This is a genomic window from Robinsoniella sp. RHS, assembly GCF_001029355.1.
In the GTDB taxonomy this organism is placed as follows: domain Bacteria; phylum Bacillota; class Clostridia; order Lachnospirales; family Lachnospiraceae; genus Robinsoniella; species Robinsoniella peoriensis.
Window position 1 is genome coordinate 238104 of the sequence record NZ_JNGB01000013.1, and the last position, 19735, is coordinate 257838.

Sequence of the window (19735 nt, forward strand, 5' to 3'; positions counted from 1 at the left end):
GTGTTATCTCCTCTCATTTTTTCCAAGGAACAGTTTCTCATATTGATCTACAATATATCCCCAGTTGTACCAGTCTGATATTCTCTTTTTTGCCGTTTTTCCCATGTCAGCAATCTGAGCAGGTGACATTTGATCTGCCTCATTAATTAAACGCGCAAGATTTCCGTCCTTTTTATTCCAGTATAATGCGCCGTCCTCTCCCACTTCCCGGTTAAATCCCACGTCCAGCAGAAGATTCAGATCCGTTGCACTGAGGGCTTCCAGCAGACTTGGATTCGTTCCTCCTACTTCATGACCGTGAAAATATCCATACGCATCTTCACGTATTTTCTTTAAGATTTCAGAATCATACATTGTGCCTGCGAATTTAATTCTGGGATCTTTTGCAAATCCTGTTTTCTGCTTTAATTCCTCCAGAAATTTTTCGCTGACATTCGTTATTAGAGCGAAATCTTTTGTTGTCCCGGACTTCATGAACTCCCGAATCATGATTTCATAATTATTCTCAGGAACAAACCTGCCAACCACCAGATAATACTCTTTTGGTCTTAATTTTTTATCCTGATACCAGTGAACCAGTTTTTCATCTGTGTCGGAAATTACAGATTTACCGGTTTCTGCACCATAGGCAATATAAGTGGTATTGGGGCTGTAAACTCTGTATTCCGAACGGATATAACTTTCGATATTTTTACTGTCACAAATTAAAAGATCCGCATACTTCACCATACGGGATTCCGAATATTTCCAATATCTTCTGACAATTGGACTCCACTTTTTACGCAGAAATTCATGACCATCGGGATTAATATATAAAAGTCCGCCTATTTCTTCTATCTTCTTTTTATAATGCCTGATAAATATTCCGATCCTGCATGCCAATATGTAGAAAACAGGCTGCCTGACGTGGTGCTTTTTTACGTAGCGGAGCGCCCATCGCAAGGCATCCGCATCATATAAGATAGCTCTTGCCGGACCTATCTTCTTCCACTTAATGGTATAACAGTCAGCACCATTATAAGAAAATTCGGCCTCCCGGGCATTGTAATCTTCCGGTTCTGCTGCACAGGCAACATGATACTCTACTTCATCTGACTTTTTAAACTTCGTCAGCTTCTCTACAAATGTTTCAAATCCGCCATATTTTGCTGGAATCCCTTTCGAACCGATGATAAATACATGCTGTACTTTTTTCTTATTCCTATTATCATTCGTAACCTTTGGTTTCATCTCGTATTTTCATCTCCATTTCATAATCATTTCATCATTTAAATCCTTCGTTTTCCAATCTTCAGGAAGAACCTTCCCTTTTTAAAACCACCCAAACTGTTTTCAAAAGGATTTTGACATCTAAAAAAATGGACCAGTTCATGATATAACTGACATCCAGCTTGACTATTTCTTCAAAGTTTGTGATGTTGCTTCTGCCGCTTACCTGCCATAGCCCCGTAATCCCCGGCTTAATGGCTATTCTTTTTCTATGGTGGAACTGATATTTTTCCCATTCATCCAGGGTAGGAGGCCTGGTTCCAACAAGACTCATCTCACCTTTCAATACATTCCAGAACTGCGGAAGCTCATCTATGGAAGATTTTCGTATAAAGTCTCCGATCCCTTTAATAATTCTGGGATCATTGTCCATCTTAAACATCAGCCCGTCTTCGATATTGTTTTGCTCCATCAGCTCTTTTTTTCTTTTCTCCGCATCCAGATACATGGAGCGGAATTTATATATATGAAAACGACGTCCGTTTTTTCCGATTCTTACCTGTGAAAAAAAGATCGGTCCCGGCGACTTAAAGTAGATAAGCGGTCCCACAGCCAAACCTATTACCAGTGTCATAAAGCACCCCACCAGCCCGCCGCAGATATCCAGTAACCGCTTCCAGAACAGCTGCCCGGTTGTCACCAGATTCACGGAACTGGAAAGCACCGTATATCCCACAATGTTTTCCACAAACTGATTGGTTTTTAGTTCCGGAATATGAATTAAATTAATATGTATTGTAAGTCCCATTTCCGTACATCCATCTATCAGCGGCTTGTAAATAGGGTCCAGCTCCGGTAATGAAAAAAATACTTCATCAATACATTCATTTTTCATATAGTCCAAAGCATTGCTGCGGTCAGCCAGTACCGGAATATCCAGAATCTTCTCTCCCCGCATGTCTTCATCCATAACAATGACGCCCATAATGCAAAAGTTCCCAAAACTACGGGTTTGGAAATCCAGGATCATTTTCCTGACACTTTTTTTATCTGTTATCAGAATCAAATTTCTTTTTCCCTGGCTCACTAAAAATAAGCTTCCGCTTTTTAAAGTCTTCTTTCTGACACATCGGAAACAAAAACTCAACAGGGTAAAGAAAGCCCACATAGTTACATAAACGGAACGCGAATACATATTCATGGTTTTTGCAAGATACAGATACAGCAAGAAACAAATCATCACACAGGACGTATGGTGGATCGTTTCCTTTACTTCTTTTCCAATACCTCTTTTTAAAATATCCTGATAGCTCCCAAATGCAAGAGCGATCAATCCATCAATAAAGATAAAAATGACTGACCAACCTAAATAAATATCTCTTAAGTAAAAAGTTTGAACTCCATATCTAATCATAAAGGCAATCATTAAGGCTGCTTCCACACAAATCAGATCAATAATGATAAAATCAAGGTGTTTCATCCAATTATTTAAATTTTTCTGGTACATAATTAACTCTTTTTCTACCTTATTTTTATATTTAACTGCTTTTTTGTAAAATTGTACTTTTCTCTAAATGCCTTTCACTTCGAATTCCCCAGAGCATTCCAATCTGATTCAATTTGAAGACCTCACTCTCCTCCAGTTTATTTTTCCTGGTCCCTCTGTATTTTTCCCGTTGAACATTGATCCATATTCCTAATTTAAATCCGGATTCCGTTACATAATTAAAAGGTACTTCCAGATTCCCATAGGTCTTATAGTAGCAGCTTGCCTGCTCATACCATTCATCCCATTCCCTTCTAGTACGGATCTGCCAGTTAATACCCAGCCGTTCTAATTTATCTGTTTCCTCCGGACGAAGTTTGTTTTGCTTGTAACGTTTCCTTTGATAACTGATCCATTCGCCCAATGGCAGATGCCTGACCATATATCCCTTTGGAATATCTATATTTTTGTACTCCTCATAATACTGGACACAATACTGATACCAGATCTCCCACTGTGTGCGTATCCCCAGCGTCCATTCCATTTCAATCTGATTCAACAGATATATTCTTCTTTCATCAATCTGGTAAACACCCTTTTCATGATACGCAGCTCTTTGCCGCTCAATCCACCGCCCAAGCAAAAGATCATTGTTTGTTCTGTATTTTACCGGTATTCTTAAGTGATGGTTTGTCTCATAATATTCCTTTGCCAGTTCATACCATACATCCCAATCAAGGCGCGTATACTGGCGCTTACTCGTCTTGTTCATTTTCTTTTTTCTCTGCATCCTTTCTTTTTTAGCAACGCCTCACCATATATGTGGTACAACTTTTTACATTTCCAAGAACGCGGTTCCTTACCGTTTTCCCTATTACATAATTACCATTATGTAGTATCAGGACCAGAGAAAAGGGATCATTTTGTGTTTTATATGCAATATGTGAAATTAATCTGAGTCAATAGGAAAATTTAAGATATGAAAAGAAAAGTCTTTTACAATTTTTAATGCAAAAGACTTGTTTGAATGTTCAAAATTAAGTAACTGATTAAAATTCGACTTTTTTTCTATTATGTATTTGCATTTTTATCAAAATAGTGCTAATATAATACCAATCGTAAAAAATAGTTATGTAATTTATAAATGTCTGATACTACATAATGGTAATTATGTAGTTTTTATTTTCTATAGGATTAATCCCAGTTTATCAATATCTCTCTGATGTTCATACCCCGATGTCATAATGTAGATACGTGTCGTATTTATACTGCTATGACCCAGTACATCTGCTAACTTGGCAATATCTTTTTTTAATTCATAAAAGCATCTGGCAAACAGCTTTCTCAGGTTATGAGGGAACACTTTTTCTTTTGATACACCTGCTTTTTGACATAATTTCTTCATGTCTGCCCAGATATTACTTCTATTCAGTGATTTGCCGCCTTTCGTAATGAAAACTTCTCCGCTTTTAATCCCATATTTCTTTGAAAAAAGAATTAGTACCTTTTTTAACTTTTTGGGTATCAGGATTATTCTGGTCTTATTCTTGCTGGATACCGTAATCTCTCCCTGTTTAATATCCTCGATCTTAAAATATTTCAATTCAGATATACGAATACCCGTTGATGCTATCGTTTGGAGTATTACAAACATTCTTTCGTTATTAATGGACTTTGCTGTATTCAGCAGGCGTATATATTCTTCTTTATTCAGTTCCTTCTCCGAAGAACGGTATGGCTTTTTTTGTACCTTCAGCTGCTTTACACAGAAATCATTTAGCCCAAAAAACTGCAGGAACTTATTCACTGCCGCTATCATGGAATTAACACTGGTTACTGCAAAATTATCCTTTAGATATTTCTTGTAAGCAATTACAAGGTCCTTTCTGATTTCATTTCCAGCAAGAAATACTTGAAATCTTCTGATATCCCGCATATATTTCTGTATCGTTAATTCACTTTTTTCCTCTTTTTGTAACTGTCTTATAAAAAGTACGATCGCGTCTTCCGAAACTTTCTCTGGTTTCATATTTTGTCTCCTAAAAATGTCTTCCTTATATTATTTAATTCTGGTATATCTTTATTTGACTATTATCTTCAAGATAATTAATAATTATGAGGTATTTTTAAAAAATAAAAAACTGTGTTAGCTAAAATATAAAAGCTTACACAGTTCTCCCAATTAAAATAAATAATAACGCTATCTAATTAGCATATTCACATTTCAATATAATATCAATCTTAACCGGAATAGCCCCGGTTGAATATCATAATCAATACTGCCATTATATTTCTTAACAAAAGCCTGAATGCTTCTGCTCCCAATACCTCGATTAAAGTAAACATTAATCCCAAAGTTATTGAAGTGGTCATTAGAACCTTAATGAGATTGTAAAGAATGTCATCACTAAATATTAGAATAGAAATCACTCTCCTGGGCTTCTTTGAATAAAAACTCCATATAGCTTTTTCTGGCACTTTGATAAGTTCGCGTAATTCTCAGCTCTTTTTTATTAATCAGAGTAAAACCTTTCTTTGAAATTTTATTGACAAATAACATGTTAACGATTACGGACGAGGAAACCTTAGTAAAACGGAAATCTTTTAACAGATCCTGCATTTTCTGACCAAAAGACTCCCGAAAAATAACACTGTCAATTACTTCTCCATTCTCCAGATAATAGGATAAATAATGATAATGATACTCAATATAGATAATGGAACTCTTACTGACTGTAACCATGCCATTACTTGTTTTTATATAGACACTAGTGTTAAACCGCTCGTAACGTTTCAATACTTTCTGTAAAACCAGGTACAGTTCTTCGTATTTCACTGGTTTTAACAAATAATAATAGGCATGTACCGTATAAGACTGAACTGCAAAATCCGGTGAATTTGACAGATAAATAATAACAGCCTGTTCATCTCTCTGCCTTATGAGCTGTCCCATCTCTATACCATTTCTTTCCGGCATGATAATATCCATCAAATAAATTTCGAAATTCTCGTAACGAATCGCATTCAATAGACTATTAGCAGTATGAAATACGGCAATTGAAATTTCCGTTTCCGAATATAATTTTATTATCTGCTGCACTATAACATTCAGCCGATGTAATTCTACCTCATCATCATCACAGATAGCAATCTTAATCATTTTATCCCTCCCAAGGTGTCATAACAGGCCATAACAAATAGCAAAAAACCTAATAGCTGCAGAATAATTGTATCTTAAGGTAATCCTGATGTCAAACAGAGATCAAATTCTTGAAATAATCTTGAAACTTTCAAATTTGAAATATTTGCAAAGAGAAGCCATCAGGATCATATACAGAGGATTCTCCTAATGGCTGAATATATTTTTTTCCTTACCTTTACACCTTTGGTAGTCATTTATATGGGCTGATTAATGGACCGCATTAACAGAAACTACTTCATCCTGGGCTATGTCATCTCATGACCAGGTATGTTCATCTAATGATACCCTATATTCATGCATCGATGGATTATAGACGGCATAACTGCCTTTGCCTGTATTTTTCACATAATAAAGCGCCTGATCAGCATGGCTGAAGAGGCTATAAAAATCCCTGCCGTCTTTTGGATAAAATGCAATTCCTATACTGCAGCTCAAATGAATATCATACTCTTCGAAAGAAATTTCTTTGATTCCTATTAAAATTTTATCTGCCAGTTCAGCTGCTAACTGATCTGACAACCCCGGAAGAAATGCAAGAAACTCATCTCCCCCAACTCTGCCTAGCACATCCGTAAAACGAAATTTATTTTTCATCATTGAAGCGATCTTTGATAACGTCTTATCCCCACACAAGTGACCAAACTGATCATTGACATATTTAAAGTCATCCACATCAATTAGAAATAACGCACCCTTTTCGCAATCCTTCCACTCCAGATACTCTTCCATTTTCTTCTGGGATACCGCCTTATTATAAAGCCCCGTTAGACAGTCGTTCTGGGATTTAATTATCAGCTCCTGCCGTTCTCTCTTCTCTTCCTCTATATCTACGATCACGCCGACTGCCCTTACAGGTCTTTTATTATTGTCATATTGTGTAGTAGCCCGAATACGGCACCAGGTGAATCTGCCCTTTGCATTTTTTATGCGAAATTCTGTTTCTGAATAAGGAACACCCGCTGCAGTGTCCGTCATAATTGCAATAAACGCAGCCATATCATCCGGATGTATATTCGGTGACTGGGGAATCCTACTGCTAATGCCTTCCCTTATGGCAGTATAGCCAAACTTCTTACTCCAGTTCTTGGAAAAAGTCAGACTATCCGCATCCATATCCCATTCAAAGATAATATCCGTCCCCTGATCCATAATAACCTGATGCCGCTCTAAAGAAAGCCGCAGGGCTTCCCTCTGCTTCCTCTGTTCTGTTATGTCCAACATAACACAATATAATGTCCGTTGTCCATCTTCTCCTACAGCAAGCCTCCCTTTATCCAGTATCCACACCAGACCGCCATCCTTAATCGGTATCCGGTACTCCAACTCCAGATCATTTTTAAATGCCAGCTGGTGTTTCATTGATTCAAACACAGCGTCCCGGTCTTCTTTATATATCATTCTTGCAAATCGATTCTGAAATCTTTCCTCAATATCGTTCCTGCTATATCCGAACATCTCGAAAAAACTGTCACTCATATTAATTATCGTCAGTTCCTCATCATCCTTACATTGGTGAAGTCCACATGGAACATTCTTTGTCAAGGCAGACATCTCCCTTAACTTAGACTGAAGCTCCTGTAATGTTTCCCGTTTAAATTCCACTTTTGTCTCCTTCCTCTAAACATTTATTCCATTTACAATCAGTATAGAATTCAGGATTATAATTTTTTTCTTCAAAATTAGAACATGGCTGAAAGTATAGGTCTAGTGAGTGTATTAAAATTGCTTTCTGGCAGCTGTGCATCACACTTTGTGGGTGATTTGTCCCGGATGAAGGGCGCGTAGCGGGCTACGTAACCTGAGTTCGGGGCAAATATGCCGCAAAGTAGGACGTGCAGATGGCGGGAATGAATTTCAAACACGCTATAATACTTATTTTCTATTTTAAGCTATTTTACTATAAAAGCAATACTTTAGGGAAACATACACTTATATGACATTTAAATTCACTTAAACGACACTTCACAACACCCATTAAAGCTGCATAAAAGCAATAAGCAGAACCGATATCAGCGCCATTGCGCAATATAACCATCTGTTCCAGCAAAAGACCCTGCTTCCGCCATAAGCTTCAAAGGGATAAAATGCCAGGATACGATAGATCAAAAGTATTTCTCCAATCCATGACGCATAGTGAAAAATCAAATGAGAAGATTGAAATATCATAGATACTCCCGTTAATACAATCATGAACAACCATTCTGCTAAAGCCACCATTCCCAAATCCCTGCGGAATTCGTTCGTGTTTTCGTAGTCCCGGGGATACCAGTTGCCGCTCATTGGAAATACTCCGCTAAAAAAATTTACGATTGCAGCAACACCTGCTCCTCCATTATTCATACGAAACTGCCATTCCCTCTTACTGGACATGGCCATTATTCTGCCCACGGCGATTCTGCCAGCCAGGATTCCTGCATAGACCCCCAGAAATATCATGGGTTCTTTTATGCGGTACAAAGTTAAAAGAATCAGCAAAACATTGATCAGAAGATATGCCCCAATCTGTCTGCCGGTGCTGTCTTTACTTTCCAGTGTCTCATTGCGCACTGCCAGATAAAAATCCATCCCGATAGCCAGCCAGAATAAATTTCGAATAAACTGGGACAAGACACCCAAAACCCCCAGATGCCGGAACATTTCCGGCAATCCAACCCTGGAAAATCCATTTTTCAGAAATAAACTCCAGGAACCGACATTGTCATCCTTTACTAATGCTGCCTGAGAGTCACATCCCTGCTCCCAAAGATGATTCGTGGTTGCCTGGTACAATTTTCTGCCAATTCCTCTCCCATGATAATCCGGGTCTACAAATGCATATTCAAAGTACCCCGTTCTCTTCCCCTGGACTTCCGTAATTTTGTAGATAATGGCTCCTGTAATTTTTCCATCAACTACTGCTACTAATGCATGTTTTGGTTCACTTACAAACATTCCTTCAATAAAATTAAATGCCCGCTTGCCAATTTTTTTCACCTCTTTGGCTTCTTCCTGCTCCATAGTGCGAATTACAATCTCCACTGATTTCCTCCTTTTTCATTCCAAGTTTTTTAGTAGATGCCCAATGGGAACGCAAAAAGGCATAGCCTGTATCTTCCCTTACAAGCCATGCCTGATTATTTATTTGTGGTTGACCCATATGAATATGATCCAAAAGGCAGCGTCTGATACGGCGTTGTCCATAGGTCCCTCCTTGTGGTTTATTTACTAAAAGTATATAAAAGCTTTCTCTTACTGTCAAGAAAAGTTTAATCCGTTCAGTTGGTTACAATAAGATCACTTTCACAAACATTGCAGCAGAGAAACCATAACCACTGCCCAGGCTTCACAGTTTATCATTTAAGAAAAATACAATAGCGAATAATGTCAATCATTTATTGATAATTTTTAGTTTACACACAGTTTTATATATTTTACATAATATTACATATTTTAATTATACAGTTTATATTGTATTTATATTATATATTTATTATATTTTATACAGTTTATAATATATTATAAATTTAAATAGTGTATGAAATACTTTTTTAAAACTATTTAAATTAGACATTGACATGTTTTTCCATATAATATACTATTAATTTATAAGGTATAAAACTTTAATCATTCTTCTGCCCACAATGAAATGGAGGGAATCTAATGAAAAGCATGGAAGCAAGCAGTTACAGTGAAAAATTAGAGCGATTGGACCGGTGCACCAGATTAGAAAAGGTCGACCGTGTACCAATCGGAGCGGCAACACTGTATTTTCCAGCAAAATATTCTGGTATCTCATATGAAGACATGTATTATGACCAGGATAAGTACATGAAGGCCTCAACTAAGTTTGCAAAGGATTTCAATTGGGATGCAGCATGTATGCTTCGCTCATTTGAGTCTGTGACACTGGGTTTGGCACTTGCAGGAACAGATCCGGAAACTGCGGTAAATGCAGCAGCTGCTTCTGTTCTGGGCGGCGGATTTGCACATGACATTCTAAAAGACAATTATTCATCCCAACCCGGCAGAGAGGTTCCGCCCTATGTGGAATCACAATTTAAAATCAAAAGTCCGGTCATGAGCGTTGAAGAATATGACGAATTTATTGACGATCCTTTTGGCTTCCTTAATAATAAGGTAGTTCCACGGGTATATGGCTCATTAAGCAGACCTGGCAGCAGTGAATCAACAACTGCCCTCATAAAATTTGGCATGAAGCTGGGTCCTGCATTGGGGGATTTACAAACCTTTACTCAGGAAATGAAAGACGTAAACTGCCCGCCATGGTATATGGCACTTAATCCAAATCCACTGGATGCACTTGGAGCATTTCTCAGAGATTTTGATCAGGTTATTTATGATCTCCGGCGTGTTCCGGATAAGGTTCATAAGATTTGTGCGGCTCTGGCTCCGGTACTATTGGCTGTTGGAAAAGCTACGGGAGAGATTTCATATCAGCTGACGGGCTCCAGGAGGGTATTCTGTCCGGTCTGGTATAACAGCTTCCTGTCAGAAAAACAGTTCCGTGAATTTCATTGGCCATATCTCAAGTACATTTGTGAAGAACTCATCAAAGCAGATTTTACACCACTCCTTTCTCTGCAGGGCAGTTATGACCATTTGTTGGATACACTTCTTGAACTGCCGGCCGGTAAAGCAATTGCCTGGTTTGACCGGACAGACCCTATAAAGGCAAAACAAGTCATTGGAGAGCACATGTGTATCGCAGGCGGTATATCACCGGCGCTTTTAATTGGTGGCACTGTTAAAGAAGTTGATACACGGGTAAAAGAACTTTTAGACGAAATGAAAACTGCGTCCGGGTTCATATTTACCCTTCCGTTTAACGCCATAGGTCCTGCAAAAATCGAAAATGTTGCCGCAATGACTGACGCTGTCCACAACTATGGTATCTACCGGTAGACCTCATACATAAATCAATTCGTTATTGGATCCCATACACAAACTAATTTGTTATTGGTTCCTATCTAATTCGTTATTGGATTTCATATCAGACTAATTCGTTATTGGATTGCACACCAAACTATTCGTTATTGGATCTCACACCAAACTAATTCGTCATTGAATCCCATACCATACTAATTCGTTATTTCATTAATAGTAACTATGAATCGTTTTCAAAGGAGGTTAATTATGATTGATTTAGCCACACTAACAAGAGCTCTCGGGGAGCTTGATGAAGAAAAAGTTCTCTTCATGCTCAATGAATTCGCTGCTGGAAACCCAACTAAAGCAGAAGCAAACAAAGCCATAGAAGCCTGCCAGAAAGGAATGGCAGTTGTCGGAGAGCAGTTCGAAACCGGTGCATATTATGTTGGCGATCTGATGTTTGCCGGAGAAGTGCTGTCAGAAGCGATTAAAATTCTGGAACCCATCATTGGCTCCGATTCCAGTGAAAAAGTCGGTAAAATTGTCTTGGGAACCGTCCATGAAGATCTGCATGATATTGGAAAAAATATCTTTAAAAGTATGGCGGAAGCTTCCGGTTTCGAAGTATATGATCTTGGCATTGATGTGCCCGTCAGTTCCTTTGTGGAAAAAGTACTTGAAGTAAAACCTGAGATAGTGGGACTGAGCGGAGTCCTCACTCTGGCAATCGATTCCATGAAAGATACCATCGACGGGCTGAAGGATGCCGGCATTAGAGATGATGTTAAAGTCACAATTGGAGGCGCATGTGCCAGTTATGACACTATGGTGGTAACGGGTGCGGATGCTTGGTCTAATAATGCGGCGGAAACGGTAAATGTCTGTTTGGACTGGGTGCGGGGGGCTTAGATTTGAACGGGAATTAAGAATTTAAGATCGGATTTCTCAGGTAATTGAGATTATAATTTTTTATTTCAGATCAATATTGTTTTTATAAAAAGGCTGACAGCGGAATCTGCCAGCCTTATGCTGTAGACAGAATTATTTTTATCTGTGCAAGAGCAAACCCTTCCAGGGGCTATGAGAGCAAATTTCATTAATTTCAGGAAATTAATGAAATTCTCTTAAAGGAAGCTTGAAAATCCAATGAAATTCTCTATGAAAAAAGATATACGGTGCTTCACTTTCACTTACTACTCTGATATACTTTAATTAAACAAAAATAAGTCTGTGAAAGGGGTGTTGATATGAGTTTAATAATTCTTGAACTTTTCATGTTAAAGTATGGGATTTGAGATTATTTGATTGATATCAAATAATTTTCCATTGAATTAGGAAATCCGTATAAAGGAGAAATTTCATATGAATAAACGACTTCTAGGACAGGCTGTATTGCAAGTAATCGGCTTATATTATGCAAAAATTAAGTATCGAAAAAAAGATATTGATCCCATAGATGATTATGTGCCAAAAGTAGAGTATGCATTGCCATTCGATGGAGAATGGTATATAGGAAATGGCGGTGTTACTAAAAACACATCCCACTCGTGGGAAATCTTACCACAACGTTTTGCTTATGATTTCTTTATCGTGGATGAAAATGGGGAGAGCTGCCAAGGCGATAAAAAGGATTTGCATAGTTATTATTGTTATGGAAAAGACATTCTTGCCCCTGCCGACGGCATAGTTATCTCAGTAAAAAATAACTTCCCTGATTGCCGCATAATGAACGATGGGCAGCCCGACCCAGACACACCTGATATTGGCGGTAATCGAATTATTATAAAACACTCGCCAAATGAATATAGTACCATTTGTCATCTTATGCCTGGGAGTGTAAAAGTACAAAAAGGGCAGACTGTAAAAAGAGGTGATGTTGTCGCTCAGTGCGGTAACTCTGGTAATACGACAGAACCCCACATTCACTTTCAGGTGCAGGACACTGCCCATTTTTATTCTTGCATTGGCTTACCTGTCTATTTTTGTAATATTCAAAAAAGGCTCTATGCCAAGTACAATATAGTTGATACACGCCCGCTGCCAGAAAAAGAAGATATAAAAGATGGATATATCCATCGGGGATTATTGGTAAAGAATTTTGGAAATAAATAATGTGCGTGAGGAGATATATATATGGAAATAAAAATCATTGAAAGTAACAAAAAAGACTTTCTCGATTTGTTGCTTTTAGCAGACGAACAGGAAAGCATGATTGATAAATATTTAGATAGAGGAAACCTTTTTGCACTATATGATGACGGATTAAAAAGTATCTGCGTTGTAACTGACGAGGGAAACGGCATTTATGAACTTCAAAATTTGGCAACTTACGAGCAAGTTCAAGGAAAAGGGTATGGAAAAAAGTTAGTTAGCCACATATCCCGTTATTACAAAGATAAAGGTACAACGTTATCTGTCGGCACCGGAGACATCCCCTGGATCATCTCGTTTTACGAATGCTGCGGATTTATTTTATCGCACCGTCTTGAAAATTACTTTATAGAACATTATGATCAACCGATGTTTGATTCAGGTATTCAGTTAAAAGATAAAGTTTATCTCAAAATGGATTTAGGTGTAGTGTAAGAATAGTGCGTGAGCAACTTTTTCGGAGTAACAACAGATTACATTTTAAAAGGAATTGAGCCAGTGCCAATGAAGGCAAAAAAAGCAAAGAACTTACAAGAAAAGTGCTTTATATTGCCTCAACAGCCTTTATTGCTATTGGGCTGTTTTGCGCTTTTGGTAGATAGTATGAAGAACAAACTATGGAAGCGGTGTGGGGTTCAAAGATTATTCAAACAGTGGGGATTGCCGGCTATTTTATTGGGAAAATACTGTCGACAGAAAAAGCACCATTTTATGTTGATTGGTTTAATATGGTTGGTATTGCTTTTATGCCATGTTCTATAATAACTGGATATATTTCAATACTTGTTTTTAATCAAGGGTGGATTGCATCCTATCCGATTGATACAATCCATACTTTAATTTTTAGCGTAGTATTATTTGTGGTCTTAGTTATGAGTTTTATCTTTATAAAAAAACAAAAGCAATCTTCGCAGTAATAAATTCAGTTTGAGAATTTTATATTTACATTTAAGCGGTTAGTCATACATGATTGACCGCTTTTTACGTTAAAGGAGGTGAAAACATGAAGTGTCGTTTTGTGCCTTTGATGAACAATTGAACTTTTTCGGAATGAATGATACATACCCAAGTGATGTTACACAATTTTGTGTTCATGGCTTTGCTATACCCGTATAGAATGACAAGCTGGCAAAGGCAATAAAACAGCTTACCCCAAAACAGCATGAAGCTATCCATGCTAAGTTACTTTGTAGGAATGAACGACAGAGAGATAGGGGAGTTTATTTCCGTTGCTCATTATACTATCTTCTATCGCAAACGCAGCGGACAAATTAAATTATTGTATTATAGAGTCGGATTATATCAGCGTATCAAAATACTTCTCAATAAATCGCATCCCAATCCCAACAGCAGAAGCTTCCCGTTCATACCGGCAAGTCTGCAGATAAGTAGTATCGTTATCAAAAGGATCCAGCTTCACTACCTTCTTATTGAGATCCATAATATATTTTTTCAAATAGCCTCCCACATATCCGCCTAATATGATGTCACAGTCAAAAACCATACGTAAGTCTGTCACCAGCACAGCTAAGTCTTCCAGATATTTTTCCCAGACTTTCTTTGATCCTTCATCCCCAGTTTGAAGCTGATCGAAAAATCTATCCAGACTTCCATTCCCATGACCCGCCAGAACTCTCGCAGAACAATATACATCTGCACAACCCTTTTTGCCACAATAACATTTCGCACCGTTTCGTACCAGATTCATATGTCCAAATTCCGCACTTCGGTAATGTTCACCAGTATAAATTCTTTGGTTGATGTAAACGCAGCCGCCTACAGTATCACTGAGAGAGACATAGACAGCATCCTTATTGCGGTTCGCAAACTCTGCAATTGCCGCACTGTTAGCATCATTTTCGTAGCAGACATCATATTCGAACAGCTGACTTAAATTTTTCAGACTCACATTATTTACTTTCAGAACATGTGAAGTAATAATCAATTGGTTTTGGGCATCTATAATTCCAGGAACAGAAATCCCCACCCCAAGAATTTTATTACTTTCGATCCGGCTTTCCTCCAGAAAGCAGGCAAAATTCTCATACAGGGCTTCATAATAATCAAGCGTATTTTCATAAGACCTGCGTATTCTCTTCTGGCATAATAAATCCCCTTTTAAATCAATAAATACATAACTGATATGATTCCGGGTAATATCAATACCTGCTGAATACATAAAATGATTTGCTATGGACAGGCCTTTCGCCTTACGCCCTCCGGTCGACTGATATTCATTTCCTTCTGTTACAATTCCAAGCTGAATGAGCTCCTTAATATTTTTAAATACTGTAGGCATACTCAAATCCAGCTTTGACGCTATTTCTGCTTTTGATATTTCTCCGCAGTCTAAAATACATTTAGCTATTCTGACTTTATTGGACTGCCTGCTTTCATCTACGCCATTGACTACCATACATATTCTCGCTTTCATAAAAAGTTATATAAAAGTATATTATACCAACGGCATGATTTTTGCAAGAAACTACACTATATTTCATTTATGTTTTTTACACTATCCCGTATCATCACATCCCACTCTTATCGTTGTGGAATCAAAGCTATAATGTTCTATCTTCTGAATAATCCGCTCCACAGCGCATATGGCAAACTGCTTTATATCTAACGGTTACTTGTCAAAGTGTGGGCTTTGTATTTTATATACTCACCCTCAACCTTCTTCATAGCTTGAGAATGGCTGATAGAGCCATTGCCATTGAGAAGTTTTTCCCCACTCATTGTCAGTATATTATCCAGATGTTTTGCCCAATCCTGCATTGTCATGGCTTGCTCTCGTTCTGCCTGACGTTCTGCAAAAACATTTTTTATGTGCTTAGAAATCACACTTCTATCTCTTTGGAAGAGGTCTGCCATTTGTCCTATTGACAACCATGCTGTCTCATTTTCAAAGGTAACATTAAAATCCTTCTCTGTTGCCTGACCTGTATTTTCCGCTATCCCGATCCTGAAATATTCCACCTTTTGGAAAACAACACTGGATTTTTAATGAAAAAGATGTTCGATTGTAGTAAAAAATAAGACCAGAGCTGCCGCAAACCCTTGATTCTATTGGGTTCCTTGCTAACTTGGTCTTATTATAACTTGGTTTTATTATAACACGCTCTCCTGCAACATTCGTCACTTAATCCATATGTAATTTGACCGATCATTAGAATTTAAACGTTCATTAATATATCAACTATCATTTAATTCAAACAATCGTCAAAATCTCAATTTAACACTCTGATTATTGTGCAACATATCCTCCATCCACAATCACATCCGACCCTGTTGTGTATCCGGCCGCATCGCATGCCAGATATAATATTGCAGGAATCAACTCTTCCGGTTTACCCATACGGTGATAAGGCATAAGCGGCATCCAGGCATTTTTTAATTCCTGAGGCGTATCAGCTGACATAGGCGTACCAATATAACCCGGGCTTAAACTGTTAACCCGAATTCCATGCTCTGCCCATTCAATGGCAAGAGACCTGGTCATGTGCATTACTCCGGCTTTAGAGGCATTATAAGATGCCTGCCACTGCGGGATATTAACAATTGTGCCAGACATAGATGCCATATTTATAATACTACCCTTGGTTCCGGACTCTATCATCCTTCTGCCGGCAGCTCTTGCCACAATATATTCTCCTGTCAGATTGACATCAATAACCTGTCTCCACTCTTCTATCGTAGCCTCTAAAGTATCCTTATGTATACAGATTCCCGCATTATTAAACACAATGTCATTATGTCCGGAACGTTCCATGATGAGATCCATCGCCTTCTCTACCGCCTCCTCATCTGTCACATTAGCCGTAATACTATACGCTTTACCACCTTCCCCTTCAATCTTCCTGACTGTCTCCCGGGAATCTGTCTTTCCCATAATAACTACCTCGGCTCCCGCCTTTGCCAATGCAATGGCAATTACCTGTCCGATTCCTACTCTTCCCCCTGTAACCAGGGCTGTTTTCCCCGCTAACCCAAAAATACTTTCCAGATACATTATAAATTCTCCTTTCCACCTCACAAATAATTCTTTATTTCTTTTGTATTAATTGTATTTCTTTTATAAAAGCTTTTATCTAAGTATTTAAATTATACTACGATATTTTTTAACTGTCAATCCACTATTATGTACAAATTGAAGATGCAGTATCGCCAACCTGTATTTTATATCATTTACACAATAAAAAGGCGATACAGCCTCCTGTATCACCCTTATTATCTATGTATCTAATGTGCCTGAACCTTCTTCTCAAAACAGTTCATCTAATAAAATATAATATTGAATCCGATCCCAATCCGGTTCTATCCCTAACTTGTCAAAAAGAATATCCGCATTAAAGTCTTCATATATTTTTCCTCCATACCTGCCTTCAAAATTATGCTTAAGACTTCGGTAGCAAAGAGCGATATCCTGGTATTTATCAGCTATTCCGCTTCTCCCCAGATCTATAAAACCACTGACTTTATTTTGATTGATAAAAATATTTGGAAGACAATAATCACCATGAGAAAATACAAGATTTTCGGCGGGTCTGTTATCTTTTAACCATGTAAGTAAATCAGCCGGAGAAGCAAATCCATTATCCCCATAGGTTCCCGGCTCTACTCCTTCCATTTCGCAGAGGTTATTAGAAACGAGAATTTCCGCCAGCCGCAGTTTATTATCAATCCCATTATGATAAGGACACGCTGAAATATCCACATTCCACAACATTCGCAGCCCTTCTGCCAGCAATTCCGTTAACAGCTCGGGATCTTCCAGAAATTCCGTGGAGCAGGACATTTCTCCAACCACCCGTTCCATAAGCAGATAATTTGTACTGCAGCTCTTTTCGGAGCAGAGCAGTTTCGGCACTGGAAGTCTGCCGGAGAGCCAGGACAGCATTTGATGTTCATTATCTGATTCTTCACATTGCTTTTCTATTTTAAGAATCATATCATCAAAACAGATAACCTGGGAATCGGACATCCCGGTTTTGTCTAAGGTAAATGAACGGGAACCGATTATATTATTAATTTTTGTAGGAATATCCATTATTTTACCTCACTTAATCATTGATATCATTTTCAACTCCAAATCATTTTCAGCATTTAATTCGAATTTAAAAATCTCCATGCCCCTCTACATCTCATCCTTAGATAACTGTGCATACCCCAAAAATAATTTTATTTTGATGGCGGCCTGCAGTTCTAATATTCCAGGACAGTAATTATTTGTTCCACGGTCTTTTCTTCCCGGTCCAACCTTGATTTACCCACCAGTCCCGATCCACCGGATTCCAGGCTGCGCCGGGACTGGACTGCATTTTCCGGAAAACATAAAAAAACAGTTTCCCCCTGATACTGGCTCTGGGCCGTTCTGCCCGCTGCCGCACCCTGGCTGCTATGCGGACAGCTTCCCGCTCCATTTTTTTCCGCTTTTTCACTTTTACATCTGATATCCCCATGGCATTGCTGACAAATGGGAAACAGAATACCCTTGATACGCTCATCCATTTTAACTGTCTTGCAAGTGAACGGGCAGTATGTCCGGCAGGGGCTCCCGCAGATGAGCAAAATGTCACACCCACCTTTTTAAACATTCCACCATGGGGCCTGTGAGTCACCCATCGATACGCCATATGATCCAGGAAATTTTTCATGGAACCGCTCATCTCCATAACATAGTTGGGGCTGTCCAGAAAAATAATATCCGCCCACTCCATTGCCCTGGCTATCGGCTGTACTTTTTTGGCGGCAGGACAATGCTCTTCTCCCTTTATAAAACAGCTGTTGCAGCCGCAGCAAAAATCCGGGCCATCCTTAGACAGAAAAAATTCCCTGATTTCATCCTGATCATTTGCCAGGTGTTTCAGCACTTCTCTGGTCATGGTATAGGTTACCCCTTTGTGTGACTGCCCATGTATAACCGTAATTTTCATCCTCTCATCCTCCTGTCTTCTGATACAACCGGTTAAACTGCCGGATATGCTGTTCCAATATCTTCAGGGCCTCCGGCTCACGTTTAGGCTGGCAGTCACACATGGTCAGCAGCAAATACAAAGGCGCATAAAAGTGAAGTGCCATAATCTGCACATTTTCCTGTTTGAAAATGCCCATATTGGAAAGCAGTCCAAGCAGAATACTTTGATAAGACAGCGGATCATCTGCATATTGTTTAGCATAAAGGTCTGCAAGTGTTTTGCTGTGATACTGCTCTATTGTCAGCAGCTTGCGAAATTTACAGACATATTCGTCATGGAGGAAATATAAAAACAGTTCCTTTCCCATTTGAATCAGCTGTTCCTCCGAAATATCCTTATAGCGGTCAATATCCTTATTTGGTTCCACTCCATTCATCTGCATGGAAGCAGTCTGCTGTTGATAACGAACTGCCATCTCATCGAGAATCGCATCAAAGATATCCTGTTTGCTCTTATAATGTTTATATAGAGACGGGGCTTTTATTCCCACTGCATCTGCAATCTGCCCTACGCTCACTGCATCAAAACCTTTTTCCGAAAACAGCGTTAAGGCATGTTCCAGGATTCTTCTTTTTGTAGATACTTTTCCAGATATTTTTCCGGACTCTTTTCCAGATACTTTTGCAGATACCGTTTTCATCTATAAATCTCCTTTGGCTAATGATAATTAGCTTTATTATATGCTAATTATCATTAGCTTGTCAATCTAAATCTGCGTAATGTATTTGCGTAATGAACGATTGTTTTTGAAAATACTCTATAGTATAATTGAATAACATTAAAATACCAAAGAACAAAATTTTAAAGTAAAAATTATGAATGTGAGGATTAAAAATATGA

At 38.3% G+C, this 19735-nt stretch carries 19 protein-coding genes; 5 read left to right on the forward strand and 14 right to left on the reverse strand.

Annotated elements, in window-relative coordinates:
• Nucleotides 1–3: 3 nt before the first annotated feature.
• The 8 genes from cps2T to RHS_RS07245 all read right to left on the reverse strand — a co-directional run bounded on the left by cps2T (nt 4) and on the right by RHS_RS07245 (nt 8915).
• On the reverse strand, nt 4–1230 hold the full coding sequence (cps2T, locus tag RHS_RS07215; RefSeq protein WP_047832752.1) for a beta 1-4 rhamnosyltransferase Cps2T: 1227 nt from the start codon (nt 1228–1230) through the stop codon (nt 4–6).
• 61 nt (nt 1231–1291) lie between these two features.
• A complete protein-coding gene (locus tag RHS_RS07220) occupies nt 1292–2716 on the reverse strand; it encodes a sugar transferase (protein WP_027292636.1) in 1425 nt (474 codons plus the stop codon).
• Between the two features lie 31 nt (nt 2717–2747).
• Entirely contained in the window at nt 2748–3467 is a 720-nt protein-coding gene (locus RHS_RS07225) for a helicase associated domain-containing protein (RefSeq protein WP_176731048.1), read from the reverse strand.
• A 414-nt stretch (nt 3468–3881) separates the two neighbouring features.
• Nucleotides 3882–4724, reverse strand: coding sequence for a tyrosine-type recombinase/integrase (locus tag RHS_RS07230; protein ID WP_047832753.1), 843 nt, complete (start codon nt 4722–4724; stop codon nt 3882–3884).
• A 378-nt stretch (nt 4725–5102) separates the two neighbouring features.
• Nucleotides 5103–5855, reverse strand: coding sequence for a LytTR family DNA-binding domain-containing protein (locus RHS_RS07235; protein WP_044295339.1), 753 nt, complete (start codon nt 5853–5855; stop codon nt 5103–5105).
• Nucleotides 5856–6152: 297 nt separating this feature from the next.
• The gene (locus RHS_RS07240; protein ID WP_395021652.1) at nt 6153–7499 is read right to left on the reverse strand and encodes a diguanylate cyclase domain-containing protein; all 1347 of its coding nucleotides are present in this window, start codon (nt 7497–7499) and stop codon (nt 6153–6155) included.
• Nucleotides 7500–7576: 77 nt separating this feature from the next.
• Nucleotides 7577–7759, reverse strand: coding sequence for a DUF6783 domain-containing protein (locus RHS_RS30450; RefSeq protein WP_395021656.1), 183 nt, complete (start codon nt 7757–7759; stop codon nt 7577–7579).
• Nucleotides 7760–7871: 112 nt separating this feature from the next.
• A complete protein-coding gene (locus RHS_RS07245; RefSeq protein WP_044295349.1) occupies nt 7872–8915 on the reverse strand; it encodes a GNAT family N-acetyltransferase in 1044 nt (347 codons plus the stop codon).
• A gap of 621 nt (nt 8916–9536) precedes the next feature.
• Here RHS_RS07245 and RHS_RS07250 point away from each other — a divergent pair.
• From RHS_RS07250 to RHS_RS30455, 5 genes are all read left to right on the forward strand, one after another.
• Nucleotides 9537–10799, forward strand: a complete 1263-nt coding sequence (locus tag RHS_RS07250) for a uroporphyrinogen decarboxylase family protein (protein WP_044295350.1) — start codon at nt 9537–9539, stop codon at nt 10797–10799.
• Nucleotides 10800–11030: 231 nt separating this feature from the next.
• Nucleotides 11031–11675 (forward strand): B12-binding domain-containing protein, encoded by a 645-nt coding sequence (locus RHS_RS07255; RefSeq protein WP_027292630.1) that lies wholly within the window; start codon nt 11031–11033, stop codon nt 11673–11675.
• Nucleotides 11676–12128: 453 nt separating this feature from the next.
• Complete coding sequence (locus RHS_RS07260; protein ID WP_047832754.1) at nt 12129–12878, forward strand: M23 family metallopeptidase; 750 nt, start codon at nt 12129–12131, stop codon at nt 12876–12878.
• A 21-nt stretch (nt 12879–12899) separates the two neighbouring features.
• Nucleotides 12900–13352, forward strand: coding sequence for an N-acetyltransferase (locus RHS_RS07265; RefSeq protein ID WP_027292628.1), 453 nt, complete (start codon nt 12900–12902; stop codon nt 13350–13352).
• A gap of 182 nt (nt 13353–13534) precedes the next feature.
• On the forward strand, nt 13535–13834 hold the full coding sequence (locus tag RHS_RS30455; RefSeq protein WP_070041092.1) for a hypothetical protein: 300 nt from the start codon (nt 13535–13537) through the stop codon (nt 13832–13834).
• Between the two features lie 380 nt (nt 13835–14214).
• Here RHS_RS30455 and RHS_RS07275 read toward each other — a convergent pair whose 3' ends face one another.
• The 6 genes from RHS_RS07275 to RHS_RS07300 all read right to left on the reverse strand — a co-directional run bounded on the left by RHS_RS07275 (nt 14215) and on the right by RHS_RS07300 (nt 19535).
• Nucleotides 14215–15333: an ROK family transcriptional regulator gene (locus RHS_RS07275; RefSeq protein WP_047832755.1), complete on the reverse strand. Its 1119-nt coding sequence runs from the start codon at nt 15331–15333 to the stop codon at nt 14215–14217.
• Nucleotides 15334–15539: 206 nt separating this feature from the next.
• Entirely contained in the window at nt 15540–15806 is a 267-nt protein-coding gene (rhuM, locus tag RHS_RS07280; protein WP_395021669.1) for a RhuM family protein, read from the reverse strand.
• Nucleotides 15807–16164: 358 nt separating this feature from the next.
• Nucleotides 16165–16929, reverse strand: a complete 765-nt coding sequence (locus RHS_RS07285) for an SDR family oxidoreductase (protein WP_395021672.1) — start codon at nt 16927–16929, stop codon at nt 16165–16167.
• Nucleotides 16930–17181: 252 nt separating this feature from the next.
• Nucleotides 17182–17967: an APH(3') family aminoglycoside O-phosphotransferase gene (locus RHS_RS07290; protein ID WP_052377665.1), complete on the reverse strand. Its 786-nt coding sequence runs from the start codon at nt 17965–17967 to the stop codon at nt 17182–17184.
• 175 nt (nt 17968–18142) lie between these two features.
• Entirely contained in the window at nt 18143–18853 is a 711-nt protein-coding gene (locus RHS_RS07295; RefSeq protein ID WP_047832757.1) for an NAD(P)H-dependent oxidoreductase, read from the reverse strand.
• 4 nt (nt 18854–18857) lie between these two features.
• A complete protein-coding gene (locus tag RHS_RS07300) occupies nt 18858–19535 on the reverse strand; it encodes a TetR/AcrR family transcriptional regulator (RefSeq protein WP_395021675.1) in 678 nt (225 codons plus the stop codon).
• Nucleotides 19536–19735: the final 200 nt, after the last annotated feature.